Origin of the sequence: Flavobacterium sp. IMCC34852 (genome assembly GCF_030643905.1) — a bacterium.
Lineage (GTDB): Bacteria > Bacteroidota > Bacteroidia > Flavobacteriales > Flavobacteriaceae > Flavobacterium > Flavobacterium rivulicola.
Genome location: NZ_CP121446.1, coordinates 1,434,891 through 1,452,221, shown reverse-complemented (window position 1 = coordinate 1,452,221; position 17,331 = coordinate 1,434,891). Strand labels below are relative to the sequence as shown.

At 35.9% G+C, this 17,331-nt stretch carries 14 protein-coding genes and 2 tRNA genes; 5 read left to right on the top strand and 11 right to left on the bottom strand.

The window, feature by feature from the left end; translation table 11 throughout:
• The first annotated feature begins 114 nt into the window (after positions 1-114).
• Positions 115-1,833, top strand: a complete 1,719-nt coding sequence (locus P7V56_RS06210) for a PAS domain-containing sensor histidine kinase (RefSeq protein ID WP_171222805.1) — start codon at positions 115-117, stop codon at positions 1,831-1,833.
• Positions 1,834-1,849: 16 nt separating this feature from the next.
• Positions 1,850-2,260 (top strand): response regulator, encoded by a 411-nt coding sequence (locus tag P7V56_RS06205; protein ID WP_171222804.1) that lies wholly within the window; start codon positions 1,850-1,852, stop codon positions 2,258-2,260.
• 70 nt (positions 2,261-2,330) lie between these two features.
• On the opposite strand, the gene rpsT is transcribed toward P7V56_RS06205, so the two are convergent.
• From rpsT to proS, 4 genes are all read right to left on the bottom strand, one after another.
• Positions 2,331-2,582, bottom strand: coding sequence for a 30S ribosomal protein S20 (gene rpsT / locus P7V56_RS06200; protein ID WP_171222803.1), 252 nt, complete (start codon positions 2,580-2,582; stop codon positions 2,331-2,333).
• Positions 2,583-2,732: 150 nt separating this feature from the next.
• Positions 2,733-2,804: transfer RNA gene (locus P7V56_RS06195), tRNA-Glu, on the bottom strand.
• A gap of 23 nt (positions 2,805-2,827) precedes the next feature.
• Positions 2,828-2,899: transfer RNA gene (locus tag P7V56_RS06190), tRNA-Glu, on the bottom strand.
• Positions 2,900-2,981: 82 nt separating this feature from the next.
• On the bottom strand, positions 2,982-4,460 hold the full coding sequence (proS, locus tag P7V56_RS06185) for a proline--tRNA ligase (protein ID WP_171222802.1): 1,479 nt from the start codon (positions 4,458-4,460) through the stop codon (positions 2,982-2,984).
• A gap of 100 nt (positions 4,461-4,560) precedes the next feature.
• On the opposite strand from proS, the gene P7V56_RS06180 reads away from it, so the two are divergent.
• The 3 genes from P7V56_RS06180 to rimO all read left to right on the top strand — a co-directional run bounded on the left by P7V56_RS06180 (position 4,561) and on the right by rimO (position 8,500).
• Entirely contained in the window at positions 4,561-5,493 is a 933-nt protein-coding gene (locus P7V56_RS06180) for a hypothetical protein (protein WP_171222801.1), read from the top strand.
• A gap of 76 nt (positions 5,494-5,569) precedes the next feature.
• On the top strand, positions 5,570-7,075 hold the full coding sequence (locus P7V56_RS06175) for an OmpP1/FadL family transporter (protein WP_171222800.1): 1,506 nt from the start codon (positions 5,570-5,572) through the stop codon (positions 7,073-7,075).
• 123 nt (positions 7,076-7,198) lie between these two features.
• Positions 7,199-8,500, top strand: a complete 1,302-nt coding sequence (rimO, locus tag P7V56_RS06170) for a 30S ribosomal protein S12 methylthiotransferase RimO (RefSeq protein WP_171222799.1) — start codon at positions 7,199-7,201, stop codon at positions 8,498-8,500.
• Here rimO and P7V56_RS06165 read toward each other — a convergent pair.
• From P7V56_RS06165 to P7V56_RS06135, 7 genes are all read right to left on the bottom strand, one after another.
• Positions 8,497-9,375, bottom strand: coding sequence for a TorF family putative porin (locus tag P7V56_RS06165; protein WP_171222798.1), 879 nt, complete (start codon positions 9,373-9,375; stop codon positions 8,497-8,499). The two genes, rimO and P7V56_RS06165, sit on opposite strands and share 4 nt — an antisense overlap.
• A complete protein-coding gene (locus P7V56_RS06160) occupies positions 9,365-11,473 on the bottom strand; it encodes an ATP-binding protein (protein WP_171222797.1) in 2,109 nt (702 codons plus the stop codon). Before P7V56_RS06160 ends, P7V56_RS06165 begins: the two co-directional genes overlap by 11 nt.
• Before the next feature lie 107 nt (positions 11,474-11,580).
• Positions 11,581-13,776, bottom strand: coding sequence for a B12-binding domain-containing radical SAM protein (locus P7V56_RS06155; RefSeq protein ID WP_171222795.1), 2,196 nt, complete (start codon positions 13,774-13,776; stop codon positions 11,581-11,583).
• A 27-nt stretch (positions 13,777-13,803) separates the two neighbouring features.
• A complete protein-coding gene (locus tag P7V56_RS06150) occupies positions 13,804-14,517 on the bottom strand; it encodes a DUF4369 domain-containing protein (protein WP_171222794.1) in 714 nt (237 codons plus the stop codon).
• Between the two features lie 152 nt (positions 14,518-14,669).
• A complete protein-coding gene (locus P7V56_RS06145; RefSeq protein ID WP_171222793.1) occupies positions 14,670-16,532 on the bottom strand; it encodes a M61 family metallopeptidase in 1,863 nt (620 codons plus the stop codon).
• Positions 16,533-16,629: 97 nt separating this feature from the next.
• Complete coding sequence (locus P7V56_RS06140; protein ID WP_171222792.1) at positions 16,630-16,911, bottom strand: TIGR03643 family protein; 282 nt, start codon at positions 16,909-16,911, stop codon at positions 16,630-16,632.
• A 54-nt stretch (positions 16,912-16,965) separates the two neighbouring features.
• Positions 16,966-17,241 (bottom strand): TIGR03643 family protein, encoded by a 276-nt coding sequence (locus P7V56_RS06135; RefSeq protein WP_171222791.1) that lies wholly within the window; start codon positions 17,239-17,241, stop codon positions 16,966-16,968.
• Between the last annotated feature and the right edge of the window lie 90 nt (positions 17,242-17,331).

The following is a 17,331-nucleotide window of genomic DNA, read 5'->3' as shown; positions in this document are numbered from 1 at the left end:
ACCATTAACAAATTAGTTTACACTTTATTAAAATAGAGACAAAAGTTTATAAAATCCTTAATAAGTTTTTGGCTAAATTTTAAAACTTATTTGAAAATCTATATATTTGGAGTAATGAAAAATAATTCTAATAAAATCACCCTAACATACGTCCTCATCTTAATGTTTGTGGCCGTACTTGGTCACCAATTTTTTTTAGATTACCTCAAAACTTCACCTGAAAAATCTTCAATCTTTTTTTATGTAAGAGATTTTATTTTCATTCTTATTTCGGGTTTTATTTTAAAGTTTATCCTTTACCGCAACGACGAGAAAAACAAATCGGTTTTTGAAAAGTTACAGGTTACCAATAATGAAATTTTAGAATCCAATGAGCGTTATGATATTGTAGCTAAGGCGACAAGTGATACTATTTGGGATTGGAAAATTGAAGACGATAGCTTTATTTGGAACAAAGGAATTCAGGGTGTTTTCGGCTACAAAAAAGAAGATGTTGGAATGACCTCTAAATGGTGGTTTGAGCGCATTCATCCGGAAGACAGTTTGAAAATGTCGGTGAAGCTTTATTCCTTTTTGGAACAAAAAACCGAGAAGTGGCAGGACGAATACCGTTTTCAATGTGCTGACGGCAGTTACAAATATGTATTTGACAGGGGATTTTTAGTTAAAGACAAAGACGGAAAGCCCATCAGAATGATTGGAGCCATACAGGATGTTACCAAACAAAAAGAGGAAGAGCAACGACTCAGACTTTTGGAAACGGTAATTACACAAACTAAGGACGCTGTGATGATTACCAATATTGACACTTCGACTGAAGTCATTCCGAATATCATATTTGTCAACTCGGCTTTTACGGATATGACCGGTTATAATTCGGAGGAAGTGATAGGCAAATCTCCGGTGATGTTCTTTGGACCGAAATCTGATATTTTGGAATTTGACAAACTCAAAACCGCTATTCAAGAATACAAAGAATGTTATGTAGAAACCATTAGTTACAAAAAAAGCGGAGAAGAGTTTTGGGTTAATTTTTCTATGATACCCGTGACCAATAAAGACGGAGAACATTCTCACTGGATATCAATTCAAAGAGATGTTACTGAGGAAAAGAACAAAGAAAAAGAAAGAGAACAACTCATTAGAGAACTGACCCAAAACAATAAAGATTTAAAACAGTTTTCTTATATCACGTCGCACAACTTAAGAGCGCCATTGTCCAACCTAACCGGTTTATTAAACTTGGTGGAAGACATGCCGATTGAAGATCCTGAACTGAAAGAAATTATTGCCGGATTTACCAAGTCGACTCACCTTTTAAATGAAACCATCAACGATTTGGTTAAGGTGGTAATCATAAAAGACAATCCTTCCATACAAAAAGAAAAAGTATTGATTAAAGAAATTTTTGAAAATGTTTTTAATCAATTGAGTTTCTTAATCGGACTACACAAACCTATTTTAAAAATAGATTTGGAAGAAGTCACAATTTTAAACATCAATAAGTCCTATTTAGAAAGTATTTTTTTAAATTTACTCACAAACGCCATCAAATACAGATCCGAGAACAAACAACTGCGAGTGTCCATTTCATCTAAAATAGTAGATGACCATTTGGTGCTCACTTTCAAAGACAATGGTATTGGAATAGATTTGGTTAGAAACAAAGATAAAATTTTCGGTTTGTACCAAAGATTCCACAACCATCCCGACAGTAAAGGATTGGGATTGTATTTGGTAAAATCGCAAGTAGAAGCCATGGGCGGAACTATAAACGTAGCGAGTACTGTGGGTAAAGGAACAACATTTACCATAACATTTAAAAACAACTAAACACTTTTTTAATTATATGCTGGATAAAATACTCTGTGTAGACGACGATGCCATAACATTAATGCTTTGTAAAAAAGTAATTGAACGAGTGTCTTTTGCCCAAGAAGTATTGACGGCTAAAAACGGAGAAGAAGCAATTCTATATTTTAATGAATTAGCGCCACAGTTTCAAAAGAATCCAACATTGACTTATCCAACACTGACTTTTTTAGATTTAAATATGCCTATAATGAACGGCTGGGAGTTTCTAGACAATTACTTACAAAACGGCTATCACGAGCTCTTTTCCGAAGCCAAATTTATTGTGCTCTCCTCTACTATAGATCCTCAAGATGTTGAGAAAACAAAGAGCTATCCCATGGTTATAGATTTTCTCTCTAAACCAATTACCAAAGAGATGCTTGAAAATTTAAAGCAAAACTTATAAGAACAATAAATGAAAGACAAAAAAAAAGCACTCAAATTGAGTGCTTTTTTTTTATACTGCAGAAGTTAGATTATAACTTAGTAACGTGCTTAGTTAATTTAGATTTCAAATTAGCTGCTTTGTTATCATGAATGATATTTTTCTTAGCCAATTTGTCAATCATAGAAATAACAACAGATAATTTTGCAGAAGCATCTGATTTATCAGTAGACAATCTTAATGCTTTGATAGCATTACGAGTGGTTTTGTGTTGATATCTGTTCAACACTCTTTTCTTTTCGTTGCTTCTGATTCTTTTTAAAGCTGACTTATGATTTGCCATTTTCTTGAAATTTAATTGTAATTAATAATAAAATATTTAGTTAAAAAAGAAAAACCTCCCACAATTAAAAAATCACTTTGGTTTTAACTAATAAAACAAAATTCGAGACACTGAAGTTTTGCTTTATAAAACTAATTTACAACTAATTTGTAGCCCGTAGGGGAATCGAACCCCTCTTACCAGGATGAAAACCTGGCGTCCTAACCGATAGACGAACGGGCCAATTTTAAGCCTTAATGTTTTAGTAGCCCGTAGGGGAATCGAACCCCTCTTACCAGGATGAAAACCTGGCGTCCTAACCGATAGACGAACGGGCCATCTTTGCTTAAAATTGCGGTGGCAAAAATACAACTATTTTTTAATCCCGCAAGGCTGCAACTATTTTTTTTCTTTTTTTTATTAGTACGCTTTTGCAAATAACACTCTACCAACAGATTTGCTTCCCGAAAAAACACAAATTCCTTCTTCTTCTTTTCGGTCTAACGGAATACAACGAATGGTTGCCTTGGTCAATTCTTTGATTTTTTCTTCGGTTGCCGAAGTACCATCCCAATGGGCAGCAACAAACCCGGTCTTGTTTTCCAAGACATCCTTAAAATCTTCAAACGAGTTGACTTCGGTTATGTGAGTATTTCTGAATTCAAGTGCGCGATTGAATAAATCTTTTTGAATTTGCTCTAATAAATCATTAACATAGTCTACAGCTCCTTCTTTAGCAATAACTTCTTTAGACAAAGTATCACGTCGGGCTACCTCAAAGGTGCCGTTTTCTAAATCTTTTGGTCCAATAGCTATTCTGACAGGCACTCCTTTCAATTCCCATTCAGCAAACTTAAAGCCCGGTTTTTGAGTAGTTCTGTTATCAAATTTAACCGAAACCCTCAATTTATTGAATTGCGCAACCAATTCATTTGCCGCTTGGGTAATCGCTTCGAATTCTTCATCTGTTCTGAAAATAGGCACGATTACAACCTGAATTGGCGCCAAGTTAGGAGGCAAAACTAATCCGTTATCATCCGAATGCGTCATTACCAACGCTCCCATCAAACGGGTAGAAACACCCCAAGAAGTTCCCCAAACATGCTCCTGCTTCCCTTCTTGGTTGGCAAATTTAACATCAAATGCCTTGGCGAAATTTTGTCCTAAAAAATGGGATGTTCCGGCCTGCAATGCTTTTCCGTCTTGCATTAAAGCTTCAATACAATAAGTCTCTTCAGCACCGGCGAAACGTTCTGATTCGGTTTTTAGTCCTTTGATTACCGGTATAGCCATAAAATTTTCTACAAAATCAGCATACACGTTCATCATTTTTTCAGACTCTTCAATAGCTTCAACTTTAGTTGCGTGTGCGGTATGCCCTTCCTGCCATAAAAACTCTGCTGTTCTTAAGAACAGTCGAGTTCTCATTTCCCAGCGAACCACATTAGCCCATTGATTTATTAGCAACGGTAAATCTCTGTAGGATTGCACCCAATTTTTATAAGTTGACCAAATAATCGCTTCACTGGTAGGGCGAACAATTAATTCCTCCTCCAATTTAGCATTAGGATCAACCATTAATTTTCCGGGACGGGTTTCATCGTTCTTTAATCGATAATGAGTAACAATGGCACACTCTTTAGCAAAACCTTCTGCATTTTTCTCTTCGGCTTCAAACATGCTTTTGGGCACAAAAAGAGGAAAATAAGCATTACTGTGACCGGTTTCTTTAAACATACGGTCTAATTCCGCTTGCATTTTTTCCCAAATTGCATAGCCGTAAGGCTTGATTACCATACAACCTCTAACCCCTGAATTCTCAGCTAAATCAGCCTTGACTACAAGCTCGTTATACCATTTGGAATAGTCCTCTTCTCTCTTTGTTAAGTTCTTACTCATATTGAATAGTTTGGCATAAAAATTGTTTAACTTTTTTTAACTAAATAGTTCGGCAAAACTAACTATTTTTGTATAGTCCAACAATAAAAATGCTATAGATATGAAAACTTATTATTTATTCAGTAGAAGATTGTCCTTATTTTCCGTCTTCGGAATTTTGGCTATCACATTCACCTCATGCGGTTCTTATCAAAATAGTTCTTACTACGACTCTGACGGAGTATACGGAAGTTCTGAAAACAAGAAAAAAGAGGTTGCCTCCAACGACAATTCTCAAAGCAATAAATACCAAGAATATTTTAGCGAGCTAAACAAAGATGCCGAGGCATTTACCAACGTTGAAACCTATAGCACCATTGAAGACACTACCGCTACTAACAGCAAAAACTACAACGAAAATAATGCCGGCTGGGGTAGCAACGCTCAATCCGTAACTATCAATGTTTATGACAACAACTGGGGTTGGGGTTATTGGAACAACTATTGGTACGGAAATTATTGGGGTTGGAGCAGTTGGGGACCTTCATGGGGTTGGGGTTGGAATAGTTGGTACGGACCAGGTTGGAATATCGGTTGGGGCGGTTGGTACAGCCCTTGGTATAGCCCATGGCATGGTGGATATTTTGGTTACAACAATTGGTATGGTGGTTATTACAACAATTATTACCACTACAATGGCGGAAGAAGAGGTTCTAATTACGGTTACTATGCCGGAAACAGATCATATAGTTCCAGAAACGGGATCAGAAATTCATCTTACGGCGGAAGAAATAACAATGTAATAAGACCAAGAAGTTCAAACTTTAATCCAACGAGAAATAACTACAGCACTCCGAGAAATAATTCTTCTAGTCCGAGAAATTACAATAATAATAGTTCTCCGAGACAAAACACCAATACTTCACAACCTAGAAATAACGTTAGAACAGAATCAGTTCCTACCCGTTCCTACAGTCCAAGTTCTAACTATGGCGGCGGACGTTCTTCGTCTGGTGGCGGTGGAGGAAGATCATCAGGCGGAGGAAGACGATAATCCTCCCGCCTATCTTATACCTATGCTTTGTTAATCTACAGCATAGGTTTTTTTTGAATAAAAAATTAAAACTACTATGAAAAAGTATCTACTATTATTATTCTTTGGAATGTTCTTTTCCAATATTTATGCTCAAGAAACAACCCCGGAAGATGTTATCAGGTTGGCCACAGACAACCTTACCGGAACTGCCAGATTCAGATCAATGAGCGGTGCCTTTGGCGCTGTTGGTGGTGATTTATCTGCCATAAGCGTTAATCCGGCAGGTTCTGTTTTTTTTAATAACAATTACGCTACCATAACAGGCTCTGTTTACAATGCCAAAAACAAATCTCGTTATTTCGGCACATCAACAAATGACACAGACAGTACACTAGACATTAATCAAATTGGTGCTGTATTCATTTTTAAAGAAGGTGCAGACAGCAAAAACGATTGGAAGAAATTAGCAATAGGCTTAAATTACGAAAACGCTAACAACTTCAACAATAGTGTTTTTTCTGCCGGAGTCAATCCGTTTAATTCTATCGGCAATTATTTTTTAAATATTGCTCAAGGAATCCCAACCAACGTTCTGACAAACTACAGTTATTACGACCTGAATTTTTATGAGCAACAGGCTTATTTGGGTTATGATACTTACATTTTTGAACCAAATAATAGTGACCCAAACAATACTTCTTATTATACCAATATTCCAAACGGAGGAAATTTTTACCAAGAAAATCAAATATTAACTACGGGTTATAACGGAAAACTAACCGGAAACTTCTCTGCGGCTTATAAAGATATCCTATTCTTAGGTGCCAACTTAAATTTTCACTTTGTTAACATCGAAAGATTGTCATCTGTATATGAAAGTAATGAAAACCCGGTTTATGACACCGGCTCAACTATTTCAGAAATTCTTTTTGAAAACAGACTTTGGACAACCGGTTCCGGATTTTCATTCAACTTAGGAGCTATTGTTAAACCAATTGAAAGTCTTCGTATCGGATTGGCTTACGAATCTCCAACGTGGCTCAGACTAACCGATGAATTACAACAAGGCGTTAGCACTCAAAGTCTCAACAATCAGGATGGAAATGAATTCCCTTTCTCTTACCACGACCCAATTACCTATTTACCTTATACTATTCAAACACCCGGAAAATGGACCGGAAGTATGGCTTACATTTTTGGAAAAAGAGGTTTATTGAGCGTTGATGTCTCTACCAAAGATTACAGTAATACAAGAATAAAACCCAAAAATGATTACGCGGGCATAAATCAATTTATGAGCAACGCTTTAGATAATGCTATGGAAATTCGCGTTGGTGGTGAATTCAAAATCAAGCAAGTAAGCCTAAGAGCCGGCTATCGTTTTGAGGAAAGTCCGTATAAAATTGACCAAGCCTTTGGAGACTTAACCGGATATACCGGCGGTATTGGGTATAATTTTGGTGAAAGCCGTTTGGATTTGGCTTATTCTTATGACCATAGAAACAGCAATCAAGCTTTTCTTTCCTCCGGCATGACTGATCCTGCGAGAATCAGCAGATACAATAATAATGTAACTCTTAGTTATTCTATCAATTTCTAATTTTTCCCATACACCATTTAAACCATCTCAAAACGAGATGGTTTTTTATTTCCAAAAGGCAACAAATTAATTAGAAATAAAGCGTAATTTTGCACGCTTTCCCAATAAATCGGAATTAAATCTATGAGAACTAAGTCTTTAAAGAAAAATAAAATCAATGTTATTACCTTAGGTTGCTCCAAAAACACTTACGACAGTGAGGTTTTAATGGGACAATTAAAAGCCAATGGTAAAGAGGTAGTGCATGAGCAAGAAGGAAATATTGTAGTAATTAATACCTGCGGATTTATTGACAATGCCAAAGCAGAATCTGTAAATACCATCTTGGAATATGCCGATAAAAAAGACAAGGGTTTAGTAGATAAAGTATTTGTTACGGGTTGTCTTTCAGAAAGATACCGCCCCGATTTAGAGAAAGAAATTCCGAATGTAGACCAATATTTTGGAACCACTGAATTACCGTTACTACTCAAAGCACTCGGTGCCGATTATAAACACGAACTGTTAGGTGAACGTTTAACCACAACACCGAAAAACTATGCTTATTTAAAAATCGCCGAAGGTTGTGACCGACCGTGTAGTTTTTGTGCAATTCCGATTATGCGTGGCAAACACGTTTCGCAATCTATTGAAAAATTGGTTAAAGAAGCAGAAGGTTTAGCCAAAAACGGTGTTAAAGAATTGATCCTTATCGCTCAGGATTTGACATATTACGGCTTAGATTTATACAAAAAAAGAAACTTAGCTGAGTTATTAGAGAACTTAGTAAAAGTTGAAGGTATCGAATGGATTCGTTTGCATTATGCGTTTCCTACAGGTTTCCCGATGGATGTATTGGATTTAATGAAACGCGAACCGAAAATCTGTAATTACATCGATATTCCTTTGCAACACATTTCAGATAATATTTTGAAATCGATGCGACGTGGTACGACCAAAGAAAAAACGACCAAATTATTGAAAGAATTCCGCGAAGCTGTTCCGGGCATGACCATCAGAACCACTTTGATTGTGGGTTATCCGGGCGAAACCCAGGAAGATTTTGAAATTATGAGAGACTGGGTTCAGGAAATGAAATTTGAGCGTTTAGGTTGCTTTACCTATTCTCACGAAGAAAACACCCATGCTTACCAATTGGAAGATGATGTTCCGGAAGAAGTAAAACAAGCACGCGCTGCCGAAATAATGGACTTACAATCGCAAATTTCATGGGACTTAAACCAAGAAAAAATCGGACAAACTTTCAAGTGCATTATCGACAGAAAAGAAGGCCAACACTTTATCGGTAGAACTGAATTTGACAGCCCGGATGTTGATAATGAAGTCTTGATTGACGCCGCTAAATTCTATGTGAAAACCGGAGAATTCGTCAATGTGAAAATTATTGACGCCACTGAATTCGACCTTTACGGCGAACCGGTTTAATAGCTGAAACTTATCGTTGTTATCCAAAAGTTTTTTCCAAATGCTTCTGTGTTTTTGGAAGCGCCATTGTGAGTATAATTGAAAGAAATAGGCATGGTAATTCCTTTGCCCAAATCAATTTCTTTGGAGGCAGTTAACCCCAAATTTACGAAAGAAGGCTTGTCATAATCGGCATAAGTATAATATGCAGCCTTATTGTTAATCACAGCGCCTATAACCGGTGCAATCTCAATATTTTGAAACGCAGCATATTTAGTATTTTCAAAAAATGAAAATGTATACCCTAATTCCAAATAAGTCGTGAAATTTTGTTTAGGATTCTCTCCGTTTCTGTCATAATAAAAATCATTTCCGGCCACCAAGGTGCTAATAGTTGCATTAAAAGGATATCGATACCCTTCAGAAAAATCAAAATACCAAATAGCATCAACAGTTTTAGAACCATCTCTTCCATAATTTAAAAAACTATTATCAATACCTTCTATACTTTCAACAGAAGGCCAATAGTAATCCCAAAGTTGGAACTGCAAAAAATCACTAATTTGATAACTCAAATAAAAATCTATTTCCTGATAACCTTTATAATAAGTCACGCCATCAGGGTAAAAATAGTCGTTTTGGAAATTGGTAGTAGCCCAAAAACCCAAAGTAAATTTTGGCGTAAGCCGGTATTCAATAGTCGGTTGAATTGCCCCGTAATCTCCACCCCAACATTGACCACGCCAGAGATAGCGGTTTACAACATCTAAATTTAAAGACAATCTTTTTTCTATTTCCGGATTGACGCTATCGTTGACTTTTATATTTTCTTGTGCGATTGCAGGCATTGAAAGTAGTCCAAACAACAAGACAAAAGCTATTTTACTATACTTCATTCTTCCCTTTTTCTTCTAAATAGGTTGTTAATAATTCAAACAGTCTTTCTCTGTTTAATGGCTTTGTGATATAATCTGTAAAACCTGCCGCTTCAATTTTTGCCTTGTCATCAGAGGATGAATAAGCTGTTTGTGCAATAATTGGCAATGTTGGCCGTATGGGTTGAATCCTTTCAATTGCCTCAAAACCATTCATAATCGGCATCTTAATATCCATCAAAACCAAATCAATATTAGGATTGTTTAAGCAAACTTCAACTGCTTCCTGACCATTGACCGCTCTGATGATTTGGTAATTTTTATTTTGCATCATTTTTTGGAACAACAAGAAATTGATATTGTCATCTTCAGCTATCAAAATCAACTTATCATCGGATTTAGTGACTTCAAGATTATTGATCGATCTAACGGTAATATGCTCCATTTTGGCATATTTAAGCGGAATAGAGAAATAAAAAGTTGACCCTTCGCCTACTTTAGACTCCAAAGTAATGCTTCCACCGAGCAACTCAACATAAGCCTTGGAGATGGCCAAACCTAAGCCCAAACCACCTACTTTAATAGAAACATCGCTATCCACACGCTTAAAACGGTCAAATATGTTTTGGTGCTCTTCCGCGTCTATTCCTAGTCCGGTATCTCTGACTGTAAAATGAATCTGTTTGTTTTTTTCATCAATTTCGTATCCAAAAGTCACCATACCTTTATCGGTAAATTTAATGGCATTGGTCAACAAGTTGATGATGACTTGCTTTAGCTTGATATCATCGGTAACTATATTAAACTCGGCCGGGAGGGAACTTTTGATTAAAATGAATTCGATGTCTTTATTTTGAATGGTAACCTTGATGGTTTCGTAGAGCTCGTTGACACATGATTCTAAATTGACCAAAGTAAAATTAGGGGTAATTTGATTGGAATCAATTTTAGACATTTCTATCAAATCATCAATAATAGAAACTAAATTTTTTCCGCTTTTTTCAATAACATTAAGGTATTCTAACTTCTCCGTTTCATTGATATCCGTATTGAGAATCAAATCCGTAAAACCATTGATGGCATTCATTGGGGTTCTGATTTCGTGTGATAAATTAGCCAAAAAGGAAGATTTCAATCGGTCGCTCTCTTCTGCTTTGATTTTAGCGGTAATCAATTCGAGTTTCTGATTGTTATTTTCTTCAAATAAATTACCTATATAACTAAACTCACCATTGGATTCCTTTAATAATTTTATGGCTTTTTTATTGCCGGTTTCCAAAACCCTTCTCACCAAATCTAACGGATGATACACCAAGGTTCTGGTGTAAATTAAATTTACCAATAGACTTACAAAAAAGGCTATAATGATTACATAGAGCATGTTGATAGTATTCTCAAAATAAACTTCAAAGTCTCTTTGGAACAACAACTCTCCAATAACTTTATCCTCAGAATCTTTAAGTTGATAGATAGAAGAAATTTTATTTTTTTTATCCGAAGCTTTATAATCAGCAGCAACCAATTGCATTTCCGAATTGGTGATGCGTTCTAAATTATCAATAAACTCCTGATCAATTAACCGAACCACAAAAAAATAGCCCGAGGTTTTGGTTTTATTTTTTAGCGGATCGTCAGAAGGATGGATAGCGGCTCCTGTAATTTCAACCAACCCTTCGGGAATTCTTAAATAAAACTTTTTTATGCCTTCTTTATTAAGCAAATCCATGGCTTGCTTCGGAATAAAATCTAAGGTTTTAATGCTTGGCGTAGGTGTCCTGATGATAAAACGCTTATCAACGTCATAAGCGCCCAAATAATCTGCGTCATATATTTCTAATTCGTTTCCGATGGTTTCATCAAACCACTCCCTATCTTTTGAAGCTATAAAATCAACAAATTCATCCCAATTGGTGTCATTATTAATGGCTACCAAAACAGGCTTGGATTCCAAATCTAAGAGTTTATGAATTTCGTTTTCAAACTGCTCAACAGAATCGCTATAAACTTGCTTTTCCGCTTTCTTGGTATAATAAAAAAGAGCAAAATAAAGAATAATAAAAAAGATACTTGAGGAAATTATTAACCAAAGAATTTTAGGGAAGGTCTTTTTAACTTTCATTCAATACGACTAAATAATTATTAGGAAAATAAATTTAGGCTAAAAAACAGCCTGTAAGCCACCCAAAAATAAAACTAATGAACAAGTTATCAAGAGTTTTATATTCACTACAACACCAATAAAAACCCAAAATCCCTCAATGTTTTTAATGGTTTTGAGTGCCAAAACAATTCAAAATCTTCAAATTGTATTTCGAAATCGGTTTTGAGTTGTAAAAAAGTAATTGGTTTTTGTTGGGGAAGCGTCAAATCGTTTATAATCTTCAATACCCAATCCGCCTTTTCTTTGTCTAAATTAATTTCAACGGTGTCCTTTTTATCAAATAATACGAGTCTCATCATTTCCCAACGTTTGCCTTTTTTAGATTTAGTAAAAATTTCCGGCAAAGGCTTTCCGCCTAACCAAACTATTTTCGCAGAAGGTTTTACCACTAAATCCGGTTCTTTTTCCAAACAGGAGATAATAAAGTCGGAAATCACGGTTGTTCTCGGAATTTTAAAATCGAACCATTCTTGTAGATCGTAGTCAAACCCAATACCGTGCATATAATTGAACAATGATTTTTTTAATCCAAAACTAAATTGGTCATGGTTAATCCCGGTTTGGTCTTTAAATTGAATGTCATTGTTGGCAAAAGTAATCTCATTTTGTTCCGGTATGACTCCAAATTCTTCAGGAAACAACCCTACCGGACTATGCGCCGTCATGGCAAATTGATGCCAAAAACCCGACTGCAAGACACCTACTTCAAAAAGTTGGCGAACCATTTCCAAACTATCAACCGTTTCCTGAACTGTTTGAGTAGGATAACCATACATCAAATAAGCGTGAACCATGATGCCGCTTTCGGTGAAATTACGGGTAACTTGGGCTACTTGTTCTACGGTAACGCCTTTTTTAATCAATACCAATAATCGGTCGGAAGCGACTTCTAATCCACCCGAAACCGCAATACAACCAGAAGCTTTAAGCAGCAAACAGAGGTCGCGAGTAAAACTTTTTTCAAAGCGAATGTTCGTCCACCAAGTAACCGTTAGCTTTCGGCGCAAAATCTCCAAAGCCACTTCCCGCATCAATGCCGGTGGAGCAGCTTCATCTACAAAATGAAATCCGTTTTCTCCGGTTTGGGCAACCATTTGTTCCATTCGGTCGACCAATATTTGGGCCGCAATCGGTTCGTATAATTTGATATAATCCAGAGAAATATCGCAGAAAGTACATTTGCCCCAATAACAACCATGCGCCATTGTAAGCTTGTTCCATCGACCATCGCTCCACAAACTGTGCATCGGATTAGCAATTTCTATAACCGAAATATATTGGTTTAAAAACAAATCGGAATAGTCAGGTGTGCCAATCTCACTTTGTTTATAATCCGATTTTGTGGTATTGTTTTTATACACGACTTGGTTGTTTTCAAGAAGGAATGTTCTTTTAAACTCTTTGAAGTTTGGTTCCGAAGTTTCGGAATTAATATTGGAATTTAAAAGTTCCACCGGCAATTCTCCGTCATCTAACGTAATAAAATCAAAGAACTCAAAAACCCTTTTATCTTTTAAATCCCTAAGTTCGGTATTGGGGAAACCGCCACCCATTGATACTTTTATGTTTGGAAAGTGCTTTTTGACAAACTGTGCACAGCGAAAAGCACTATACAAATTCCCAGGAAACGGAACTGAAATACAAACTAATTTAGGCTGAACACTGTTCAATCTTTCGGACAGAATTTTGAGTGTGATTTTGTCGATGTAAGTTGGTTCCTTTTGCAGATGTGCATATAGTTCGTCAAACGAATTGGCACTTCTACCCAATCTTTCGGCATAACGACTAAAACCAAAATTTTCATCCACACATTCGACGATAAAATCGGATAAATCTTCTAGGTATAATGTTGCCAAATGTTTGGCTTTGTCTTGCATTCCCATCGAACCGAATGCCCACTCCATATCATCCAATTGCTCAAATCTTGAAGCTTCGGGCAAAAAGTTACCGCTGCAAATTTGGCGAGCCAAAGTATGGTTTTTCCCTTGGAGAAAAGCGATTACAGCATCGATAGTTTGGATATAATTTTCTCTTAAATTGAAAACTCGATGACTGTTGGATCCCGAATGCTCAATATTGGATGACTCAAAAATAGCCGTCAATCCGGGCTTGGAAAACATGGCCAAAATCACTTCTATCCCCAAATCCATTTGAAAGGCTGAAATGTTTTTAGTATTCAAAAAACCTTTCAAATAAGCCGTTGCCGGATAAGGTGTGTTGAGTTGGGTAAACGGTGGCGTTATGAGCAGAATGTCTTTCATTTGTTTTTGGTGACAAACAAAAGTACTTTATTTTTCAATCTTTTTTCTTTCCGCTATAAATTGGTTAAGCTTTTTACCGTAAAGTGATTTAGCCACTTGTGGTGACAATGATTTTTGAATGGTGTCCAAATATTTCAAATTGATGTCGTAAATCTCTGCTAAGGCTACATAAGGTGCTACTTCGTATTTAGAGTTGTTTACGGCAAAATTAGTAGTGTACAAGTATTTTCTTTTTAAAATCCCTTTTTGCTCTTCTTCCATCTTACTGACTTCGTCCATTTTTCCGGCTTTAAAGGCTTTGAATTTCTTCTCTACCAAATCCAAATCTTGGTTTATATATCTTGACATTACTTTTTTGTAGTCATCATACAATTCCTGATTTTTAGAACCGGTAATCTTGGCATCTGCGGTAAAAAAGTCTAAACTGGTTTCTAAATTCATGGTGCCTTTTTCGGCAAAAAACATAATATTATTGTCGACTGAATTGGTCACACCCCGATCTAAGAACAAGTATAACATTTCAGACGATTGCAAATCAAATTCACTGACAAAATGAGAATCTCCGTCTATTTTAATGGTATCAATCGGGACTAAAAGCGTGTCTTTTATCCTTTGTATATAAATTGTTCCTTTTTTTAATCCTTTGATATTCCCGTTAAGCACAAAGTTTTTAGTGGATTTTTGTTCCGAACAGGAAACCAAAACAAATAGGGATACTATGGCTAAAAATGTTTTTTGCATGTTTAATATTAAGAGGAGAATGTCCGGTGGACATTCGGTTTATACTTAGTGATACACAGATATTTCATATCTGTTATAAATTTTGGCAATAATACTAAAAAAACCTCAATCTGTTGACCAAATTGAGGTTTTATACTGCTTACAAAATTATTTTATTTTCCGGTCAACCAAGCTTTGTTCAGCTTCTCTTTGGAAGCATCGATTAGTCCGTAACCTTCTACTTCTTCAGAAGCCAATTTTACTTTCCCATTGATTACTTGCTCTTTTCCGTCTCTTCTGATTTTTATGCTAATGGCATCATCTGCTTTCCAATTTTGACTTTCCATAATCATATCATAAATAGTGTCTAAATTGTACTCTTTATTGTTGATAGCCAAAATAATATCGCCGCCTTTGATGCCTAAGTTGGTCATAAACGAATTCAATTCCGGACTTTGGATTACCATAATTTCTTTGGTTTTTCCGTCTACGGTGATGTATGGCGTTGATTGATCTTTTAAAAACGGATTAACAGGAACACTGATTTTGGTTTTTCCTACACCCATTTTGGCAAAAAACTCATCATATTTTATCGGTGTCGGACCGGCAACATAAGTATCCAAAAACGCACCTACTTCAGGATAGGTCAACGAGGTTATTTTGGCAAAAAGTTCTTCATCATTAAAGGGTTTATTCGGACCATACTCGTTTGATAATTTTTGCATTAAGTCTAAAATCCCTCTTTCTCCGTTACTTTTTTCACGGATAATAATATCGATACACATTCCGATTAGCGCGCCTTTTTCGTATACATTTAAATATTGGTCTTTATACGGTGGCACTAATACGTTCGCACTCATTTCAGTAAATGGCATAGTGTCATTCAAAGTAGCGGCATTATCTATTTTACCCAACATTCTTTGGTAAAACTCATCGGAATCGATAAGACCTTGATTGACTTGGAACAAATTGGCGAAATACTCGGTTACTCCTTCATACATCCACAAGTGTTTTGACATTTTGGGATTGTTGTAATCAAAATATTGAATCTCTTTAGAGTGGATGCTCAATGGTGTTACTATATGGAAAAACTCATGAGAAACCACATCCTTAATTTGCTCACCTAAAGCAGCGGCCGGCATCATGTCAGGGAAAACAACGGTTGTTGAAGTATGGTGTTCTAAGGCTCCAAAACCTTTGGCATCTTTCTTTTTAACATCAGACAAATACAACAAAACAGTATATTTTTTATTGTTATTAACAGGTCCTAAAAAGGCTTTTTGAGCACGCATAGTGGTTTCTAAATAAGTCGAAAGCGATTTAGCCGTATGCATTCCGTTGGCCGAATAAACACTGAACAAAATTTCCATACCATCAACATTGAAGGTAACAAAATCAGGTTTACAATACATAATTGGATTGTCCACCAACTCAAAATATCTTTCGGTTTTAAAAGTATCTACCGTATCACTTTTGTTGGTGTCTACCAAAGAAGTAGAACCAAAAAGTGTCGCCGGATGGGTAATCGTAACGGTGTAAGGAATCTCGAGTTTGTCATCAAAATAACCGACAAAACCATGATTGTTGAGCATAAAATTTTTGCCTTCATCAATATTAGTTCCGGCCGGTGAAAAAATTTCATCTTTCCCAAAACCTCTTCCGGTTTCAGTGTCATAAGTATCATTCACCCAATACGTTACTTTTGATAAGGCTTTAGCATTGCTGATTTTCCAAGAATTGTCATCGGTTTTGGTTACTACTAACTCTTTTCCTGATTTATCCAAAGCTTTTAAATCTTCTATCAACTTTCCGTAATTGTCTGAAGAATAAGTCCCGGGAACTGTTTTAGGAATGTGAAAAACAATTTCCTCAGATTTAAAACTTGGTGGTGTGACAGTTACCATCACTTTATCCTCTTTTACTTGATTCAAATCTATCGCTACTTTAACCTCTTGGGTTACTGATTTTTTTTGGGCTGTAGCATTAAAACTGAAAATAGTCAGTGCTACAAAGGCACTTAAAATTATTTTTTTCATTGTAGAAATTTATATTTTTGGAATATGTCACCAAATGTAACCAATAGTTACAATTGATTTTAACATTTTTAGCATTGATTAACTAAAATCGTGCCGATTAACGCTTTGAGATTTTGTTGTGGGTAATTTGTTTTTGTAGGGAACATTTGAAACGGTCTATACCATTTACCCGAAGCTTGGCGTGTTTGGTGGTTCTGCCTTGTACTCTTTCTCGCCACATTTTGAAACTTGACGGTTTCATCTCACGGCGCATCATGGCAATGGTTTCTTGTTCAGAAATTCCGAACTGAAAAGTAATCGCTTCAAACGGCGTTCTGTCTTCCCAGGCCATTTCAATGATTCGGTCGATTTGTTGTTCGGTAAATGAATGGTATTTCATAAAAACAAAAATCGGTATTAAATAAAAAAACTCTTGTTGAACAAGAGTTAAAGTTTAATCAAATTTATTTTTTATATAGTATTTGCTGTCTAAATCATCGTCGAAATCGTCTATAATTGGCTTTGGTTTTGGCTTACTACCGGTGGCTTTCTTTTTCCAAAGTTCAAAATTATCTTTCGATAATCGTTTGCGCATCAATTCGGTTACTTCATTTTCGGTGAGGCCAAATTCTTCTTTTATTACTTCAAAAGGCTTTCTTTCCTCTTGAGCCATGCTGACAACTCTCTCAATTTGTTCGTTGTCAAAGTCTGCAAGCTTACTTTTTTTCATTTCTGTAAAAGCATTATTTAAAAATAGATTTCAACTGATTAATTGGTATTCCAATATTAATAAAAAAAATAATTAGTTTTTAAGTGGCAT